Consider the following 18,407-nt stretch of genomic DNA (forward strand, 5'->3'; position numbering starts at 1 on the left):
GGAACCCGATCTGATAACTGGAAATTGGTAAAGAGCTTCTCTTGATAGTTTTTCTTCCCTTGCATGATGTTAAGATACTAAATATCAATATCTTAACAAAATATTATTGAAAATAATCCTTTCGTTGCGCAACAGCCACGGCACGCGTGCGCCATAGTCAATCTCAACACCAGTTTAGGCGCCCTAGTATTTTTTTATTTTTCCCATGCAACCTATTTAACGTAACCTGCGTCTTGCTAAAAAAAAACACTATTATGCGATTATTGACCAAAATTTTATTTGCCGCTGCGCTGTTTTTCAACGCCGGATATACATTCGCGCAAAAAACAGAAACCAGGGCGCTTACAGGTTTTAACGCCATCAGCGTTGGGGGCTCGTTCGATGTCTATGTAACGCAAGGCTCAACAGAATCGGTTAAAATTGAAGCCGCCGACATTGACATTAAACAGGTTATTACCGAAGTTAAAGACGGGATATTAAGGGTTTACAATAAAGATGAAGTGAACATCAACGCCGGGGACGATGACCATGACGATTGGGACAACTGGCACTGGAACCTTAATTGGGGCAACAACCATAAACATAAAAAAGAGGTGGTGTACATCAATGTAAACGAGGTGAACAGCATCAGCGTTTCAGGTTCGGGTAAGCTATCATTTACCGATGGGGTCAGCGCCAATTTCTTAAAATTGAGGGTATCCGGTTCGGGCGGTTTAACCGGCAAAGTAAACGCGCAAACCCTCGAAACCAGAGTTAGCGGCTCGGGCTATATGGACCTTTCCGGTAAAGCCGATAATTGCACCATAGCCATTTCGGGCTCGGGCCATTATACCGCCCAAGACCTCGTTACAGTGGCCACCAACGTGCATGTCGCCGGATCGGGCCATGCCACCATCAATGCCAGCCAAAAGATCGACGCTTCGGTATCCGGTTCAGGACACATAGCTTATACCGGCAGTGCTACCCAAGTAACCATCTCAAAACACGGTTCGGGCGGCATACGCCGGATATAGGCTTTGATCAATGCCCTTGCTGTTCGAAGTCTCCCGACTTCGAACCACTATGACGGTAGTCTCCGACTACCGAACGAAATTTTCTTCGCCAAACTCCTGCAAAACTCCGTACTTTGCTGTTCGCATGTCGCTATACATTACATCACTCAATTCGGGCAGCAACGGTAATTGCTATTACATCGGCAACGGGCACGAGGCCGTGCTCATCGATGCCGGTATATCCTGCCGCGAAACCGAGCGCCGCATGCACCGCCTGGGCCTTAGTATGCTCAAGGTGCGCGCCATCTTTATCTCGCACGAGCATTCCGACCATATCCGCGGCGTCAGCGTGCTGGCCCGTAAATACAAACTGCCCGTTTACATCACGCCTCTCACCCACCAAAACGGAGGTTTGGCTATTGATGACAGCCTGCGCATCACCTTTACGGGATACGAGCCGGTACAGATCGGCGGCTTAACGGTTACCGCTTTCCCCAAATTTCACGATGCCGTCCATCCGCACAGTTTCAACATCAGCGGCAATGGCATTACAATAGGCGTGTTTACCGATATCGGCGCACCTTGCGATCACCTGGCCACGCACTTTAAACAATGCCATGCCGCGTTTTTAGAGGCCAATTACGATGAAGATATGCTGCAAAATGGCCGCTACCCTTATCACCTTAAAAACCGCATACGTGGCGGCATGGGCCACCTGTCCAACCGACAGGCGCTCGATTTTTTTATCGCTCACCGCCCGCCGCAGTTGAGCCATTTGTTTTTGGCCCACCTCTCGCAGGATAACAACGACCCCGAACTGGTGCAAACCCTGTTTAACCAATTTGCCGGCGATACCCGCATCATCATCGCCTCGCGCCATAACGAAACCCCGGTTTACCACATCACCGGCGATAAGGTTGCCGATGTGCAAACAGCCGAACAACCTACACAATTCAGCTTGTTTTAGTCATGCGATACTTTTTGCACATTGCTTATCATGGCGCTAATTACCGCGGCTGGCAGCGCCACCCCGACGGCATTAATGTACAACAGGTGTTGGAAGATGCGCTCGGTAAAATACTCAAAACCCCAAGCCCCATCACCGGCTGCGGCCGCACCGACGCGCAGGTACATGCCAGCCAGTTCTTTTTCCATGTTGATGTGGCAAAACCATTGAGCGACGAACTGTTTTTCCGGCTCAACAAACTACTTCCCGACGATATCGCCGTGTTCGACATCATCCCCGTCGACGATACCGCTCATGCCCGCTTCGATGCTGTCCAGCGTACTTATAACTACTATATCCACACCCATAAAGACCCATTTTTAAACGGCCTCAGCTCTCTGTATCTGCGGCCCGATTGGGACTTAACCCAAATGGCCCGTGCTGTAAAACTGTTACCTAACTACACCGACTACCGCGCCCTTTGCACCAGTCCCGATCGTAACAAGCACACCCTTTGCCAAATATCACAAGCCACCCTCTGCCGCGATCATACCGGCAAGCGTTTCCGTTTCCAAATATCGGCCAACCGTTTCCTGAGCAAAATGGTGCGCATCATTACCGGGCGACTCATCATCATCGGCAGCGGCAAACTCACGGTGGATGAATTTGAGCAATACCTCATCCATAACCAAACACCACCCATCCTAAGCCCCGCGCACCCGCAAGGGCTATACCTTAGCAAAGTAACCTACCCATACCTTGATCTGCCAGACAAAAGTACGTTTTCAACGGTTTTAGAAGATGAGGGCAATTGGACAGAGATATTACCTTAAACGAGCTATATTAGCATCATCATAAAACAAAACCATGCTCAAACCCTGGACCATCCTCGAAGAAGAAGACGTATCGCCAAGCCCCTGGTTTCCACTGCTACGCCACACCGTACAACTCCCCGGCGGCCTGATTATGAACGACTATTACTTCGCCCCCCTTGGCAATGTGGTAATGATATTGACCCTCACCCCCGCTCACGAAGTAGTTTTAGTGCGTCAATACAAACACGGTCTGGGCCAAATCCTGCTCGACCTGCCCGGCGGGCTCGAACAGCCCGGCAAAGGCATCATCCAATCGGCCTTAAATGAACTGGAAGAAGAAACCGGCGTAAAAGTCGAAGCTGATAAATTAATCTCTCTTGGTAAAATAACCGTTAACCCAACCAAAACCAGGCAAATAACCTATGGCTTTATCGTTTTCGATGCCGTCATTAACTCCGTCCAAAAACCCGACCCGGCCGAGGAGATTGAAGTTGTGTTTATGCCTGCCCCGCAAGTTCTCCAAAAAGTAAAAGACGGCGAAATTTGGACTACGGACTCTGTTAACTTCATTTTAAAAGCCGCATTGCAGTATCCTGATATATTTGGCTTATAATATCTTAGTAGCATGTATTTCTTCTTTTCAAAAGTCCTTGCCTTTTTAATTGTACCATTTTATTGGATATTGGGATTGGTCGTTATTGCTCTCATTATCAAAAATAAAAAGGCAAAGCGCCGTTTATACATCGCCGCCATTTCGTTAACCTTGTTCTTTTCGATGCCGGTTTTTTTGAACCAGTTTGCAAACCATTGGGATGTTTACCCTTCCGAATACGATAACACCAAATACAGCTGCGTTATCGTTTTAGGAGGTTTTGCCGGGCCCGGTAAATTCGGCACAGGTTATTTTGGTGGCGCCGCCGACAGGTTTATCCAAGGCGCAAAACTGACAACTTCGGGCAAGGCCAAATATATCCTGTTTAGCGGGGCCAATGGGTCGCTCGAAAAAAACGATTTTATCGAGGCGGATTGGGCGAGGGCACAACTAAAAGAGCTTAATTATCCCGATAGTGTTATCCTAACCGAAGGCCGTTCAAAAAACACCCTCGAAAACGCGAAGTTTTCAAGTGCCATTCTTCAACAAAAGCACCTGGCACCACCCTATTTGTTGGTAACATCGGCCTTTCATATGCGGCGCGCTATGGCCACCTTTAAAAAGGCGGGTGTGCCGGTGGTGCCTTATCCCTGCAATTTTATCGCCGGCGGCCGGTTCTCTTTTATACAACTCATCCCCAAAGCCGAAATACTACCTAAATGGGATATTTATACCAAAGAACTTGTTGGTTATGCGGTACTTTGGTTTAAATAAGCCGATGCTTTGTTTTGTATCATTCTTGGTAACAAGTTATTTACCCGATAAAGATTTTTAATTTTAAACCTTGAAACAGCTTTCAGTGTCTATCCATCTGTTTTTCGACCAATTGTTTCGCTTTTAACCACCTGATATGATAAAGAAATTACTCCTCGCTTTAATTTTAACAACACCATTTTCAGTGGCATTTGCCACAACATTCTACGTAGCAGTTAATGGTAACGATGCCAACCCGGGGACCAAAAACAGTCCCTTCGCCACCATCCAACACGCGCAGGACGCCGTTAAGCCTGGTGATACCGTGTATCTGCGTGGCGGAGTTTACCGCATGAGCGAGTCACAAATAGCACGCAAAGAAAGAATAAATGCTTGTGTTACCTATCTGGATAAAAGCGGTAAACCAGGCGCCTATATCAACTATTTCGCCTATCCGGGAGAGAAACCCACGTTTGACTACCAGGATGTAAAACCTGCCGATTTCCGGGTGATTGCCTTTATGGTTTATGGCTCTTACATCCACTTAAAAGGTTTAGATGTGATTGGCATACAGGTAACTATCAAAACACATACCCAGTCGGAATGCTTCGAAAACCACGGCGATAATAACATATATGAACAACTCACCATGCACGATGGTATGGCCATCGGTTTTTACCTGCTCAGCGGCTCAAACAACCTCATCTTAAACTGCGATGCCTACCGCAATTGGGATTATTTTTCGGAAAACGGCAAGGGCGGCAATACCGATGGTTTTGGCTGCCACCCCAGGCCGGGCAGCAAGGGCAATGTATTTAAAGGCGACCGCGCCTGGTTCAACAGCGACGATGGCTACGATTGCATCAACTCGCACGAAAGTGTGACCTTCGATCATTGCTGGGCCATGTACAATGGTTTCGGCACCGATTTTCAAAGCCTGGGCGATGGCAACGGCTTTAAAGGGGGCGGTTTTGCCCGAAGGCCTGCCAATGAAATACCTAACCCCGTGCCGCAGCATACCATCCAATTTTGTTTGTCCGTGCGCAACAAAGCCAGTGGTTTTTATGCCAATCACCACATTAACGGTAATTTTTGGTACAACAATACGGCCTACCGCAACGCCAACAACTTCAATATGTTAAACAGGCTGCTTAACGACCCTGCTGCCGATGTGCCCGGTTATAGCCACAAAATGCGCAATAACTTAGGTTACAAAGGTGGCCGGGAGCTTACCAACCTCGACAACTCCAAATGTGATCTGGCCAATAATTATTTTGACCTGGGCCTTACAGCTACCGACAATGATTTTATGAGCTTGGATGAATCTTTAATAGTCGGCCCGCGCCAAAAAGACGGCAGCCTGCCCGATACCAACTTTATGAAATTACGTCCCGGCAGCCAATTTGTTGACAAAGGTGCTGATATCGGTTTTCCGTTCACAGGCAAAGCACCTGATTTGGGTTGTTTTGAGTTGGGTGGCAAGTATGCGTATTAATTTTTTTATTTAGTTTCTAAAATATTATATTTGATCAAAAGATACGTTTATGCGAAAATTTCTATTGCTATTATTTATTGTTTGTGCTATTGCTTTCAAAACAAAAGCACAGTTCGATAAAGGCTCTTATACAACCACGTCGGGCGAAAAACTGGAAGGCCTTATATTTTGTGACTATTCTGAAGATCATATATTCTATAAACCCGACGACAAAGCAAAAAGGGTTATGGTAAAAATTGACGATCTCAAATCATTTACTATTACAGTCCAACACAGAAAAGCAGATGATACAATTGATACGTTATATGTGGAAGCCGATGGTGATACAAAAGACCATAAGAAATATTTTGGCAAAGTGGTTTTAACGAGCCCGACCATAAAGATATACTACGAGTTTAAGGCCAACAATTCAGGCGGAGCTACCTTTTCCAATGCTTTCACACAAACCATGAACACTACCACCGGTGCATTAGAAAATAAAGCTACTGGAAAATGGACCAACAGTGGTAATGGGGCAATGTATAGAACAGTTCCAATGTACCAAGAAAAAGGTGATGACATGACCTATCCCTTAACCAGCAAGAACTATATCGATATATTAAGCAAAGCCGTTGCTGATGATACGGATCTTGCAGAACAAATTCAGGCAAAACAATACAAATTCAAAGATTTGGATAAGATATTTGAGCAATATTCTGAAAAAAACAATTAAAGCTCCACCTCAGCCCGAAATATGCCTTCCAAAACAAGCACATTTTCACCAAATAAACCGACAGATGTAAGATAAAGATACTGTCGCTTAGCCCCTTAACAGCTCTAAATACTTCACCAAAGCTTGTTTTACCACATCAGCAACCAGGCCAATAAAAGGTTGTTTATTGCCGTTTACCTGCGCTGTTTGCAATGTGTTGTAATAAACCTGCCGGTCATCATTACCGCCTTTTAGTATAGCGATGGGATAACCATTGCGTAGCAATTCTAAATTCATGATCAGCCTTGCTGTACGGCCATTACCATCCACAAAAGGGTGAATGGTTACCAAACGTTCGTGCAGTTCGGCTGCCATAATAAAAGGGTGCAATTGTTCTTTTTGTTCTTCGTAAAACAGAAAGTAATCTTCTATTTCTTTTTTTATCAAATAAGGCTGTGGCGGAACGTAAGTTGTACCACTGATCGTGACCGGCACATCGCGGTATTTTCCCGCATATTGGTCGTTAATGGAGCGTAGTATCAATTGGCGTATATCTAACAGTACCGCTTCTTTAAAATCAACCTTGTTTTTCACTACCTCATTTACAAAACCGATGGCATGGGCATGGTTTATAGCTTCCAGATGATCTTTGAGTGGCTTTCCTGCAATGGTTACGCCCTGGTTAACCACCAATTCGGTTTCCATTAGGGTCAGCGTATTGCCCTCTATCCTATCGCTTTCATAGGTATACTCAATAGCCAAGGCATCCCGCACACGGTAACTGTCATTTTTCCGGTATCTGTCGAATTCGGTTTTTAACTCGTCAATCTGGTGCAGTGTAGTTTCGATGTTCATTTAAAATCTTGACAATTATCCTTCTAAAATAGCAAAAATATACCATCTCAGCCCGAAATCCATTTCCCTAAAAAAGGTAGCTTGTTCACCAAATAAACCAACAACAACGAAAGGCTAAAGCAAACCAATGCCGTTAACGGGATACTGAGCAAAGGTATAAACAGTTTAAAGTTTAGCCCGGCCTGGTCGAGCAGTAAGAGTACCAGCGCATGGCTGAGATATACACCATAGGAGTACGTACCCGCAAAATCGCGCACCTTTACCACAAAAGGCGACAGAACGGGCTTTGCCAGCCTCGCCATCATAAATATACTTGCCGAAATGATAACAATTGGCGGGCTTAGGGGCTCGTACAACAAAGTGCTGATGCCATGGTAATAGTTAAATAATAGGTACGTACCCATTGTCGTCCCTATTAAGCTCACGAGGAACAAAGCATGCATGGCTTCTTTCAAGTGTGGCCGGGTAAATTCTTTAAAAGCCAAATAATGCCCCAAAACAAGGTAGCCGATAAAGCCTTCAAAATAACGCAGGTCCAATTGCGGTTTAAACCGGGCTAAATAAGGTTGGTCTATCAGCATTACCAATAACCACACGGCTAAAAAGTATAATATCTCTTTCTCAGTGGCGTTACGCACAAATTTACTAAGGACTGGTATGATGAGGTAGAGGCCGATAAGCATGTATACATACCATAAATGGTATGAACTACCAAATTTCAGTTGGTGCAAAATCTGTTTAGTGGTTATCCAAAAGTCGCCGCTATAGTCTATATCCTCGTTGTAAAACATATAGGCTATATATATCAGGCTCCAAAACAAAAAAGGCCATACCACGCGCCCCAACCGTTTTTTTAAAAAATCGCTTATCTCGTAATCGCGGTGCAACAGTAACGCCCCTGTTATCATCACAAAAACCGGCACCGCGAAACGTACCAGTGAGTTATAAAAATCGCCAACAAGCCAGGTGCTTAAGGGCCCTTTGTTAAACTGTTCCAATACCGGCGAAGTAGTATGCAATACAATAACCGCAAACAAAGCCACAATCCGCAAATTGTTTATCCAATCTAAATTTTCGGGCTTTCGGTTAGGCATACATCAAAATAACAACAATGTGTTATTATTTCAAAGTACTATAATACGCTTCCAGTTCTTTCAGCTTTGCTATCTGTTCGGGGCGCGGGTCAATAAAAGGTCGTACGCGTTTCACCAGCGCAAAGGCATCGCTAAACGTCATACCTATTTTAAGCAGGTAAGCAATGGTCATAGTTGGCCCCCGACCGAGGCCCTGCCTGCAGTGGATGTAAACTTTACCACCCTTTTTTATTTCTCCAAACAAAAAATCGGCTCCGTAAATCAGATCGCCTAATTTTGGCGGGGTATTGTCAACCGTTGGCAAATGCAGGTATTTAAACCCTTTATACCTTGCGTGAGTATAAATGGAATGGATACGCATGTTAACAATGGCGGTTACGCCTAATTTCTTCAATTTCCGCAACCCTATCAGGTTATATTGGCTTCCTAAAAACAAATCGGCGGTTATCTGGCTTCGTTTTAAAGTGGGCAAGCCAAAAATCAACCGGTGGATGTTGTCTAATACCTTTTGTATCAAAATGACACATACCAGCCAAATACTCTTTATTTTATTGCGCATGCTTAATTATTGTGCTGATAAGGTATCAAAACTTTTAAAGCTCCCGGTAATATGTTGATATGGATTTCGGCTGCATGTTTTTCGCAATCATCAAATACATACGAATGCGACTTTTCTAAAAATATACTGACCTGCTTACATTTCCAATGCTTCAACACGTTCGACTCGGTTTGTAATAGTGTTGTTCCAGCTACCCTTAATACCGATAACAGGTCGGCATCATTCAGCAATATCACATCCAGGAACCCGTCATTAACCGACATATCGGGCAAAAAAGAAAAATGGCCGATACCAATATTGCCAGCATTGGTTACCGTTAGCGAAACTCCCTCTTCAATAACCTGCTCCCCGTCAATCAGCAAACCAAACCTTATGGGCTCGGCGCCCATCCAGGTTTGTAAAGCGGCTACGCCGTAAGCCATTTGTCCTAAATTATCTTTCAGCTCGTCATCGGCCAACAATACCATATCGGCCATCATCCCCAGGTTTATCCGGAGTAAAAAAGGCATGTTGTTGGCTATTCCCATATCAATGGTCATTATTTTCGATGGGCCATCAACAATCAGTGCTAGTGCGTCCCGGCTATCCTGCGGTATTCCCAATTCTTTCGACATCACATTTGCTGTTCCGCCCGGGATGATGGCCATTGGCGTATCTGTTCCGCACAAGGCGCCGGCCACTTCACTCAAGCTGCCATCGCCCCCATACACCACTATAAGTTCGGTTTTTCCGATGAGTTTTTTAGTTATACTAAAGGCATCCAAGCCGGGCGTTATTACAGTGGCTTCCCATTTAATACCTTTAAATGCATCGTTCAAAAAAGATAAAACAGGCTCTGTCTTTCCCGTAGCCGGATTGATGATAACATGTACATTTTTGAAACGCATCTTTTTGTTTAAACCAACTGGTCATTTATACAAATACCGATGCTGTCTCATTGTTTTAAAATTTTCCATAAAAAATCTGTGCGCGTGTGATTTTTAAAAACTTTTAGAAAAAAAAATCCTTCTTCATTTTCCTTTCATAAAGCCGTAATAGTTTTACATCATAAATAATGGCCAATTATTTGATTTTATTGATTTAAGAACCTAAAAAATTACAAACATGAAAAAGTTGATTAAATTAAATTACCTGTTGGTATGTGGCGTGGCTGCATTGGCTGCTCTGTCTTCATGCCAAAAATCGCAGGTTACCAATGGCACCAATCAAAACAACATCTCGGCACAGGCTGCCGCAAGCGCTATACAAGTAGCTGCATCGTCAACAACAACCGTAACCACTACAACACCTTCGGGCATTGTAACCACCACGCCGGTAACTACCAGCGGTATATTTATTGTTAATTGTTACCATAGTGGCGATATTAAAGATTCAGTAACCTTTGCCAGCCTGCCAAGTGCCATCGGCACTTATTTAACCGCCAACTATGCCGGTTACACTTTCCAAAAAGCTTTTAAAATTTCCACATCGGCCGGCGTGGTCGATAGCTACGTAGTGGTTATTAATTTTAACGGCAAGCCCATTGGTTTAAAATTTGATGCCAGCGGAAACTTTGTGTTGGTATTCGAACAACGCGAAGGTCACGACTTGGATAATGGCCCGGGATGGCACGCCGGCGGGTGCTTTGGCGACAGGGATGGCCAGCCACAGGATACTTTAGCTATAAGCGCTCTACCCACCGCCATCAAAACTTATTTTACCACAAATTACCCTGCCGACACCTTATTGCATGCAGCTGTAAACTTTGATGCTACCTACACCGTAATTAGTGCGGACAACGGATTGTTTGCTACTACATTCACTTCGGGCGGTACTTTTATTAACCGCGTGCAGCTTTACCCTCACCCTAACGGACATGTCAGCATAGCGCAAAGTGCATTGCCTGCCAATGTAAGCAGCTACCTGACAACTACTTTCCCTGCGTATGTGTTCGATAAGGCTTTTGAAATTAAACATGCCGGCGTTTTGCAAGGATATGTAGTCATCATCACTACCAATAATACCCGCGAAGCTGTCGCGTTCGATGCCAGCGGTAATTTTGTGAAGAGTGTTGTATTACGATAATATATTAATGTTGATTTGAATGTTACCCGGCGTACTCTGGTGGAGTAGCCGGGTTTTTTTCTATGCTGTGATGATATGCTTTTTATTTAATTTTAGCGTTCTTATTGCAATGAACGTCGTATCATCAAAAAAATATTTATTTGGATAATTTTTACGCTCCGTTTTCTGTATGATAAAGAGGTTTGCCTATATAGTTGCCCTATTGCTATTTACAGCAAGCCTGTCATTCGCATCTGCTTCTAATAATGTGGAGCAGCAAGTTCCTGTGCCCGGTGCCCAACACCCTGCTTCTGTGCATATTACCATCGGTAACGATACTACCAAAACACGCCGGGTTACGCAAAACCGTATGGATGTTTTGGACCACAGCACCATAAAAGAAGTGCCTAAAACCAAACGCCAACCCAAACCCGAAAAGGTGGCCGATAATAAAACAACTGAAAAAGCCGCAACACCTGCCGATACCGCAAACAAAAAACAACGCAGCAAACGCAGGCCCGAAGGCTTGGAACGCCCACCCGATATTATTAGGCGAAACAATTGATTTGAACACTAATTTGAATAAAATGAGATACTTAACAACGCTGATTTTTTTAGTAGCATGCCAAGCCGTTATCGGTGGCGTACATGCTGTCAAATTTGTGAACAATCGCGGGTCATATCTGGTAACGGATACCGATAAAACATCATCACCAAAAAAGCGGTCGCTTTCAGTTGGTGCAAGTTATGGCACCGATGCAAGCTTTTTTGGCCGTACCAGCCCGCAGCGTTACCCATATTTAACAAGCGACGTGATTTACAACGGTAAATCCGGCTTATTTGCCTATGGCTCCATGTGGAAGGTTTTTAACTCGCCACCAACTATTGATGAATTTGATTTAGGCGCGGGCTATAGTTATAAATTCAACAAGGATATTAAAGGCTCTATCAGTTACACCCATTTTTTCTTTAGCGATTCGGCCCGGGTCATCAAGTCTGCCTCGTCTAATGATATCAACATTAAGAACAGTTTCGACTGGCACCTGCTAAAAAGTACCATCACCATGGACTACCTGTATGGTCAGAGCAACGACTTCTTCCTAACCATCGGTCACTCTCATTATTTCGAAAGCAATTTCAATATTTTTGACGATAAGGATTATATCACCTTTGAGCCATCGTTCAACGTGATACTCGGTACTCAAAACTTTGTCGAGAACTTCTCTTACAGGCACGATTTTTTCTTCGATCATGACGATCCGAGCAAACCACCGCCAAACGGCAAACCGGTTTACCCGAACGATTACGCCGAAAAGAACACCGAGTTTAATGTGCTCGACTATTATTTTCGCTTACCCATATCGTACAACAGGCCGCACTATACCATCGAAGCCTCCTACAAATATTCGATCCCGGTAAATGTGCAGGGCTCATTATTCAACTCCAACGAGTCTTTTTTTAATTTAACATTCTATTACCTTTTTTATTGACCCGGATATGAACGTACTGATTATTGAGGATGAAAAATCGCTGGCAAAAGAGTTGGAAATATTTTTGGCCAACTGCAATTATCTTTGCGAAATATGTTATAACGGTAAAACGGCCTCCGAAAAAATCGCTGTCAATCTGTACGATTTTATATTGATAGATCTCGGTTTGCCCGATTACGAAGGCCTCGACTTGCTAAAAGAAGCCAAGAAAAATAACCCGGAAGCAGCCTGCATCATACTTACAGCCCGCGCCGAAGTTTACGACCGGATTAAAGGCCTGGATTTGGGTGCCGACGACTATTTACCAAAACCATTTTCCATGCTCGAACTGCAAAGCCGCATGCAGGCCATCGTACGCCGCAAGTTTGGGCTAAAACATACCATTGTAAACCTTGGCGATTTTGTAATCGATTTGAACGACCGCACCATCAGCCATCAGGATAAAGAAGTTAGTACCATCACCAAAAAAGAGTTCGACCTGATTGCTTACCTCATAATGAACAAAAACCGCACCCTTACCCGCCCGCAACTGAGCGAACATATTTGGGGAAGCGTAGTGAACGATGATTACGACTCGAACTATATCGATGTTCACATTAAAAACATCCGCAAAAAACTAAGTGTACACTCGGCGCCCGACTGGCTCGAAACCGTGCGTGGTTTAGGTTATAAAATAAAGTTGAACTAAGGCCCTTGAAACTACAAACCAAACTCACCCTGTTTAATGCCATATCAAAATTGGTAATAGTGGTGCTGTTTGTGTTGTTACTGCCTACCCTCATCAGAAACATCAACCAAAATTATAACGACAACCGCCTGCATAAGCAGGAAGAAAAAGCTATAGTGCTGATACAAAAACAAGGTATTGGCGCTTTTATGGAAAATGGTGAGCCTTATTCAAGTTACACTTTGTTAAAAGATGAATACATCAGTATTGATACTACCGATGGTTCGATAGGTAAACTGGATACCATAACTCAGCAAAAAAGAAAGGTCGAGGGCGATACCATCAACTATCGCATACTAAACCGCACCTTTAAAATAGGCAAAACAAATTACATGCTCGAAATTGGCAAGAGCGTAAGTACCATTGGCGATACCGACGTAGCTCTCCAAAGTATTGCTTTACAAGTGCTGCTGGGCATGATATGCCTCACCATCCTGGCCGATTTATTTTACTCCAACTATATCCTGCGGCCGTTAGATCGTATTATCCAAACCAAACTGATCGGGAACAAATTCCCAAACTTTGGTTCGTATAAAAAGGTGCGTACCACCACGTCCGACTTCCAATACCTCGACAAAAGCATCCACGAGATGATACGGACCATTGAGAGTGCTTTTCAAAAAGAACGCGAGTTTATATCCAATGCTTCACATGAGTTGATGACGCCGATTTCGATACTACAATCGAAAATTGAAAACATGTTTCAACGTGAAGAGATAACCGATGATGTAAAAGTGCGCCTCCTCGAAATGCAAAAAATACTGAACCGATTAAAAAGTATCACCAAAACACTATTACTCATCTCACAAATTGAGAATGCCCAATTTTTGAAAGAAGACACCGTTACCATTAAAAACCTTATTGATGATGTTTACAACGAAATATCCATCCGGCTGGAAGACAAGGGCATTACTTTTAAAACCAATATCGAAAACGACACCAGCCTACCCGAGGTAAACGAGTTCTTGCTGTTCAATATGTTTTTCAACCTCATTAACAATGCCATAAAATACAATAAAGAAGGTGGTGAGATTGTGGTAAAAAGTTTCATTGACGATAACCGCTTAATTGTTCAGATTATCGATACGGGGATTGGCATCGCCGCGGAACAAATACCTTTCATTTTTAACCGGTTCAAAAAGTTCAGGCAATCAATGGAGCAGGAAAGTTTTGGCTTGGGCTTGCCCATTGTAAAATCAATCGCCGATTTTCACGGCATTGATATCAACGTTAGCTCGGCCTTAAACGTTGGTACTACTTTTACCTTGCGTTTCCCCGGCGTACCATTATAAGCATTAAGGCTTCCACTCCAAAACAGAAACACGTTGCGGCGCCACGTTTTCCAGGTGCTCGCCATCCCCCTGCTCAACTTTTTCGACAAACAGGTTTAATATGCCCTTGCTCTTCCAAAGTTCGGTATCGTAGCTTGGCTCCCACTCATCAACCGAAGCATCGTTCAAATCCTTTATCACCCATTTTCCCTTTTTTATATCATCACATTGCGCTGCCGATATTTTGTAACCCCGTTCCCCGTCCCTGAATACCATTAAGGCCTTTATTTTGCCATTATTCTTCGATACCATCACTAGTGGCCTCGAAACGGGTATCTTTTTTGTACCGGTACCCGCTAAAGTAAACGCCGTGGTACGATTGGACACCTGAATAGCATTCCAGCTATTGCCATCATAATACACCAATCGGTATTGCGGGATGTCCGACCCTGGTTCGCGCCAATAGGTAGCTATATAAGGCATGCCGTTCTCATCTGCAAACATCGATGTTTGGTTGATGAGTTCACTCTTTTGCGGTATTTTCCAGGCATATTCGGCTGTCGCAGCCGTAATGGGCAATTGGTATTTCTCGCCGTTAGCTTTTTGCCAGGTTACTCCCCCATCTGCCGATTGCGCATAGCAAATATCGTGGTTACTGGCCACGTCCGGGCTCTCCCTCCAAACCCACGAAAGGTGTAAAATACCCTTTTTATCCACCGCGAACTGGCAATAAGCATTGCGTTGGCCTTCTCCGTTTATTAAACCATCCTGCACCTGTGTCCACTCTTTTTTCTTAACGTCATAGCGGTTCAACATCAGGTTACCATTGCCCGATACTCCATCGCGATACAAAAACAGCAAGTCACCATTGGGCATTTTATAAAACTCCGGGTAGGTAACTTTTGTTTCTTTTTTGCCGGTCATGGGCAGTTTTTCAGTCAACTCCAGTGAGCCGGGGCTAACGCTGCGGCAGTATCGCAATGGGTTGGCGTGATGGTCCCATGCCAAATGCAGGTATCCATCGCCATCCACGGCTATGCTGATGGTATTGTGTGCGTCGTTGGTATTGCCTTGGTAAGGCGTTGTTTTAAACTGCCATTGGCTGCTGCCGACTTTCCTTTTGCCCAAAACAACATACCTGTCGGCATTATAGTAAGCTATAAATTGCGTATCGCGAAAGGTAACCAGTGAATTATGGCGAAAAACTACCGCATTTACGGAGTTTTTTGCCCATCCATCATTGGCAACAATAACCAATACAGGTGTTTTTTGAGCAAAGGCGGCTATCGGCGATAATATAGCGCACCAAAAAATAAAAGACTTATACATGTACCAAAACTATCATATTTTTATAAATTTGCTTGCTACCTATAACGCTATAAAAACATCGCATGCCACATCAAAATAAAATTGCCCTAACAGGTAAAACCATCTTGTTGATTGTATTTGTATCGTTGTGCAGCATAACGTTCGCGCAAACTACCGTTAAAACCATCATTGGTAAAATTGACGATTACAACACCAAACTACCCGCCGAAAAACTGTACCTGCAATTTGATAAACCCTATTACGCCGTTGGCGATACCATATGGTTTAAGGGTTACATTTTAAACCAGGGTTTAAGTTATTCGCCCTTAAGTGGCCGTATCTACATTGATTTGGTTAACGACAGCAGCGTTGTGGTAAAACGTTACATATTTGCAGCACGCATAGGGATTACATGGGGCAATATTGCCTTAGATGCTTCTGTTTTTCACGGAGGTGGATATACATTACGAGCCTATACCACCTGGATGCGCAACTTTGGCGAAGAAAGCTTTTTCTATAAGAGCTTTTACTTCGCCGATCTGTTAAGTGATGCGTGGCTGGTAAGCGCTGACACAAAACTTTCCGAAGGTGCAAAAAACGGAATCGAAACTAAGTTGAAATTCACAAGCCTCAATAAACAACCCGCAGATAATCAAAACTTCAACATCAGGCTAATGAACGGTAAAAAGACGCTGTTAAACAATACTATGCAAACCGGTGATGACGGTGTTTTGGATGTCGATTTTAACTTGCCTGATGCCGGGCCGGCGAAAAACCTAACAATTATAGCAACCGACAAAACCGATAATAAAAAGAAATCGGTTATACCTATCAGGTTTAACCGTGCACAAGATATCGACCTGCAATTTATGCCCGAAGGTGGTCAATTTGTAGCTTCGATGCCCAACAACCTCGGCTTTAAAGCCATAGGCGAAGATGGGCGAGGTGTGGATATCACTGGTGTTATTTTAGATAAAAACGGCAACGAAATGGCTGTTTTGGCGTCCATACACAAAGGCATGGGGGTAACAACGCTTACGCCGCTCCCCGGCGAAACCTACACGGCAAAAATAACGCTGGCCAATGGGGATACCCGTACCATAAGCCTGCCACAAGCAAAAGCAACCGGGACAGTTTTGCGAATAAAAAATGTAGCCGGCCGCGACTCGATATCCTTTGGCATTTTGGTTTCGGATGCATTGGCGGCGAGCGGCAAGGTTTACCATTTGGTTGCCGAAGCCCGTGGCGTGGTATGTTATGGCGCTACAATCAACCTGAACGATGTGTCTATAACATCCAAAATACCTAAAAGCTTATTCCCTACCGGTATTGTCCATTTCACATTGTTAAACGAACTGGACCAGCCTGTTAACGAGCGTTTGATATTTATCGACCAAAACGACGGCTTGAAAATCGATGTCAAATCGGCTAAAACTTTTACACCGCGGGATAGCATACCCATGACCATCAAAGTAACCGACAGTAACGGAAAACCGGTATCCGGTATTTTTTCGATGGCCGTTACAGATGATGCGCAGGTAAAAAAAGACCCGGACAACAATTCCAATATCTTGTCGTCAATATTATTGTCTTCGGATTTGAAAGGCTATGTAGAAGACCCCGCCTACTATTTTAGCCGTACCGACCAAAGCGCAAAGGCGTTGGATGCATTGTTACTCACCCAAGGTTGGATAGGTTATAACTGGAATAAGATTATTGCAGGTGCAGAAAAAGTAGCTTATCAGCCTGAACCCGAGTTTAACATTAAGGGCAAAGTAACCAACTTGCTGGGCAAACCTATCGCTAACTCATCTGTACTGCTGATGGGTAGTGGGAAATATAAAATGATACGCGATACCGCAGTTGGCAACGATGGTAATTTTACGTTCGACAAAATGCCCTTGATGTTGGACAGTACAAGCTTTGTACTTACTGCACATACCAAAAAGGGGCGCACCATAAACGGAGGAATTACGGTAGATAAGCTGACACCTGCCCCGGTGGTTACGTTGTATAACATTCCTGTAAGTCCGTGGTATGTTAATGCCGACTCGACCTTACTCAATTACATCAAAACAAACAACTCCTACCAGGTCGAATTGGATAAAATAAGTGGGTACGGCCGCGTTTTAAAAACAGTAAATATCCGCGACAGGTATAGTGTTAAAAACTCATTGAATTTGAACGGCAATGGCCAGTCTGACCAAACACTGACTACTGCTGACATGGAAGCAGCAGGTAAAGCTACACTGTTGGATGTAATTGAAAAAGACGTAAAAGGCTTTCACGAGGGTTTTATAGGGCGTACGCATACCGAAAGCTTTTTGATAAAAGATAAAAGGGTACACTTTGTGATTGATGGTGTTGACATGGACAGGTTTTATCAATCAACAGGGCCTGTCGGCGTGCCCAATGAGCACTATCAATATCAAAAAGATAACCTTGAAGAGTTAAGCGCTGAAGATATCCTCGGAATTGAAGTGCTGTACAGCTCGCAGTATACCTCACGATATAGTGCCCAGAACTTAACTGCCCGACAAATGCTTGCCCAAAACCCAGCCGGACCTACCGGATCTGAAATCGCGTTTATAGAAGTTACTACTCGCTCGGGCCATGGCCTGTTCATGAAAAAAACCGGTGCTGTGTATGTATACAAACCTACGCCGGTAAGTGAACCGAAAGAGTTTTACAAACCACGTTACACAGCAAAAACCATACATCCTAACTTTAACGACCTGCGGTCCACCATCTATTGGGAACAAAACATCGTAACCAA

General features: G+C 44.1%; 18 protein-coding genes. 13 read left to right on the forward strand and 5 right to left on the reverse strand.

The window, feature by feature from the left end; all coding sequences use genetic code 11:
- Positions 1-254: 254 nt before the first annotated feature.
- The 7 genes from QZX97_RS00955 (at position 255) to QZX97_RS00985 (ending at position 6,305) form a co-directional block, all read left to right on the forward strand.
- Positions 255-1,013 carry a head GIN domain-containing protein gene (locus QZX97_RS00955; RefSeq protein WP_295651579.1) on the forward strand — a complete coding sequence of 253 codons (759 nt, stop codon included), beginning with the start codon at positions 255-257 and terminating at the stop codon, positions 1,011-1,013.
- A gap of 124 nt (positions 1,014-1,137) precedes the next feature.
- Entirely contained in the window at positions 1,138-1,959 is an 822-nt protein-coding gene (locus QZX97_RS00960) for an MBL fold metallo-hydrolase (RefSeq protein ID WP_295651581.1), read from the forward strand.
- A 2-nt stretch (positions 1,960-1,961) separates the two neighbouring features.
- Entirely contained in the window at positions 1,962-2,771 is an 810-nt protein-coding gene (locus QZX97_RS00965) for a tRNA pseudouridine synthase A (protein WP_295651583.1), read from the forward strand.
- Positions 2,772-2,805: 34 nt separating this feature from the next.
- Positions 2,806-3,366, forward strand: a complete 561-nt coding sequence (locus QZX97_RS00970) for an NUDIX hydrolase (protein WP_295651585.1) — start codon at positions 2,806-2,808, stop codon at positions 3,364-3,366.
- A 75-nt stretch (positions 3,367-3,441) separates the two neighbouring features.
- Positions 3,442-4,119, forward strand: a complete 678-nt coding sequence (locus QZX97_RS00975) for a YdcF family protein (protein WP_295664017.1) — start codon at positions 3,442-3,444, stop codon at positions 4,117-4,119.
- A 136-nt stretch (positions 4,120-4,255) separates the two neighbouring features.
- Entirely contained in the window at positions 4,256-5,593 is a 1,338-nt protein-coding gene (locus tag QZX97_RS00980) for a DUF1565 domain-containing protein (protein ID WP_295651589.1), read from the forward strand.
- A gap of 49 nt (positions 5,594-5,642) precedes the next feature.
- On the forward strand, positions 5,643-6,305 hold the full coding sequence (locus QZX97_RS00985) for a hypothetical protein (protein WP_295651591.1): 663 nt from the start codon (positions 5,643-5,645) through the stop codon (positions 6,303-6,305).
- An 87-nt stretch (positions 6,306-6,392) separates the two neighbouring features.
- Here QZX97_RS00985 and QZX97_RS00990 read toward each other — a convergent pair whose 3' ends face one another.
- From QZX97_RS00990 to QZX97_RS01005, 4 genes are read right to left on the reverse strand one after another with little or no spacing between them, the layout of a single operon-like run.
- Positions 6,393-7,139 carry a Fic family protein gene (locus tag QZX97_RS00990; RefSeq protein WP_295651592.1) on the reverse strand — a complete coding sequence of 249 codons (747 nt, stop codon included), beginning with the start codon at positions 7,137-7,139 and terminating at the stop codon, positions 6,393-6,395.
- 47 nt (positions 7,140-7,186) lie between these two features.
- A complete protein-coding gene (locus QZX97_RS00995) occupies positions 7,187-8,233 on the reverse strand; it encodes an acyltransferase family protein (RefSeq protein WP_295651594.1) in 1,047 nt (348 codons plus the stop codon).
- Positions 8,234-8,258: 25 nt separating this feature from the next.
- Positions 8,259-8,792 (reverse strand): dual specificity protein phosphatase, encoded by a 534-nt coding sequence (locus tag QZX97_RS01000; RefSeq protein WP_295651596.1) that lies wholly within the window; start codon positions 8,790-8,792, stop codon positions 8,259-8,261.
- Between the two features lie 2 nt (positions 8,793-8,794).
- Entirely contained in the window at positions 8,795-9,679 is an 885-nt protein-coding gene (locus tag QZX97_RS01005; protein ID WP_295651598.1) for a diacylglycerol kinase family protein, read from the reverse strand.
- 217 nt (positions 9,680-9,896) lie between these two features.
- On the opposite strand from QZX97_RS01005, the gene QZX97_RS01010 reads away from it, so the two are divergent.
- From QZX97_RS01010 to QZX97_RS01030, 5 genes are all read left to right on the forward strand, one after another.
- Positions 9,897-10,856: a PepSY-like domain-containing protein gene (locus QZX97_RS01010; protein WP_295651600.1), complete on the forward strand. Its 960-nt coding sequence runs from the start codon at positions 9,897-9,899 to the stop codon at positions 10,854-10,856.
- Between the two features lie 169 nt (positions 10,857-11,025).
- Positions 11,026-11,400, forward strand: a complete 375-nt coding sequence (locus QZX97_RS01015) for a hypothetical protein (protein WP_295651602.1) — start codon at positions 11,026-11,028, stop codon at positions 11,398-11,400.
- A gap of 22 nt (positions 11,401-11,422) precedes the next feature.
- Positions 11,423-12,325: a hypothetical protein gene (locus QZX97_RS01020; protein ID WP_295651603.1), complete on the forward strand. Its 903-nt coding sequence runs from the start codon at positions 11,423-11,425 to the stop codon at positions 12,323-12,325.
- 7 nt (positions 12,326-12,332) lie between these two features.
- The gene (locus QZX97_RS01025; RefSeq protein WP_295651604.1) at positions 12,333-13,013 is read left to right on the forward strand and encodes a response regulator transcription factor; all 681 of its coding nucleotides are present in this window, start codon (positions 12,333-12,335) and stop codon (positions 13,011-13,013) included.
- 5 nt (positions 13,014-13,018) lie between these two features.
- A complete protein-coding gene (locus QZX97_RS01030) occupies positions 13,019-14,344 on the forward strand; it encodes a HAMP domain-containing sensor histidine kinase (protein WP_295651606.1) in 1,326 nt (441 codons plus the stop codon).
- A 3-nt stretch (positions 14,345-14,347) separates the two neighbouring features.
- On the opposite strand, the gene QZX97_RS01035 is transcribed toward QZX97_RS01030, so the two are convergent.
- Positions 14,348-15,652, reverse strand: a complete 1,305-nt coding sequence (locus QZX97_RS01035; RefSeq protein WP_295651608.1) for a BNR repeat-containing protein — start codon at positions 15,650-15,652, stop codon at positions 14,348-14,350.
- A gap of 62 nt (positions 15,653-15,714) precedes the next feature.
- On the opposite strand from QZX97_RS01035, the gene QZX97_RS01040 reads away from it, so the two are divergent.
- Positions 15,715-18,407, forward strand: a 2,693-nt coding sequence (locus QZX97_RS01040; protein ID WP_295664021.1) for a hypothetical protein, incomplete at its 3' end; no start/stop codon positions are given.

The sequence above is a fragment of the uncultured Mucilaginibacter sp. genome, assembly GCF_903893715.1.
Taxonomy (GTDB): Bacteria; Bacteroidota; Bacteroidia; order Sphingobacteriales; family Sphingobacteriaceae; genus Mucilaginibacter.

Bases quoted from the DNA above. Each gene is read 5' to 3' on its own strand.
- QZX97_RS00955 (WP_295651579.1), top strand. From the start codon at position 255: ATGCGATTATTGACCAAAATTTTATTTGCCGCTGCGCTGTTTTTCAAC.
- QZX97_RS00960 (WP_295651581.1), top strand. From the start codon at position 1,138: ATGTCGCTATACATTACATCACTCAATTCGGGCAGCAACGGTAATTGC.
- QZX97_RS00965 (WP_295651583.1), top strand. From the start codon at position 1,962: ATGCGATACTTTTTGCACATTGCTTATCATGGCGCTAATTACCGCGGC.
- QZX97_RS00970 (WP_295651585.1), top strand. From the start codon at position 2,806: ATGCTCAAACCCTGGACCATCCTCGAAGAAGAAGACGTATCGCCAAGC.
- QZX97_RS00980 (WP_295651589.1), top strand. From the start codon at position 4,256: ATGATAAAGAAATTACTCCTCGCTTTAATTTTAACAACACCATTTTCA.
- QZX97_RS00985 (WP_295651591.1), top strand. From the start codon at position 5,643: ATGCGAAAATTTCTATTGCTATTATTTATTGTTTGTGCTATTGCTTTC.
- QZX97_RS00990 (WP_295651592.1), bottom strand. From the start codon at position 7,139: ATGAACATCGAAACTACACTGCACCAGATTGACGAGTTAAAAACCGAA.
- QZX97_RS00995 (WP_295651594.1), bottom strand. From the start codon at position 8,233: ATGCCTAACCGAAAGCCCGAAAATTTAGATTGGATAAACAATTTGCGG.
- QZX97_RS01000 (WP_295651596.1), bottom strand. From the start codon at position 8,792: ATGCGCAATAAAATAAAGAGTATTTGGCTGGTATGTGTCATTTTGATA.
- QZX97_RS01005 (WP_295651598.1), bottom strand. From the start codon at position 9,679: ATGCGTTTCAAAAATGTACATGTTATCATCAATCCGGCTACGGGAAAG.
- QZX97_RS01010 (WP_295651600.1), top strand. From the start codon at position 9,897: ATGAAAAAGTTGATTAAATTAAATTACCTGTTGGTATGTGGCGTGGCT.
- QZX97_RS01015 (WP_295651602.1), top strand. From the start codon at position 11,026: ATGATAAAGAGGTTTGCCTATATAGTTGCCCTATTGCTATTTACAGCA.
- QZX97_RS01020 (WP_295651603.1), top strand. From the start codon at position 11,423: ATGAGATACTTAACAACGCTGATTTTTTTAGTAGCATGCCAAGCCGTT.
- QZX97_RS01025 (WP_295651604.1), top strand. From the start codon at position 12,333: ATGAACGTACTGATTATTGAGGATGAAAAATCGCTGGCAAAAGAGTTG.
- QZX97_RS01035 (WP_295651608.1), bottom strand. From the start codon at position 15,652: ATGTATAAGTCTTTTATTTTTTGGTGCGCTATATTATCGCCGATAGCC.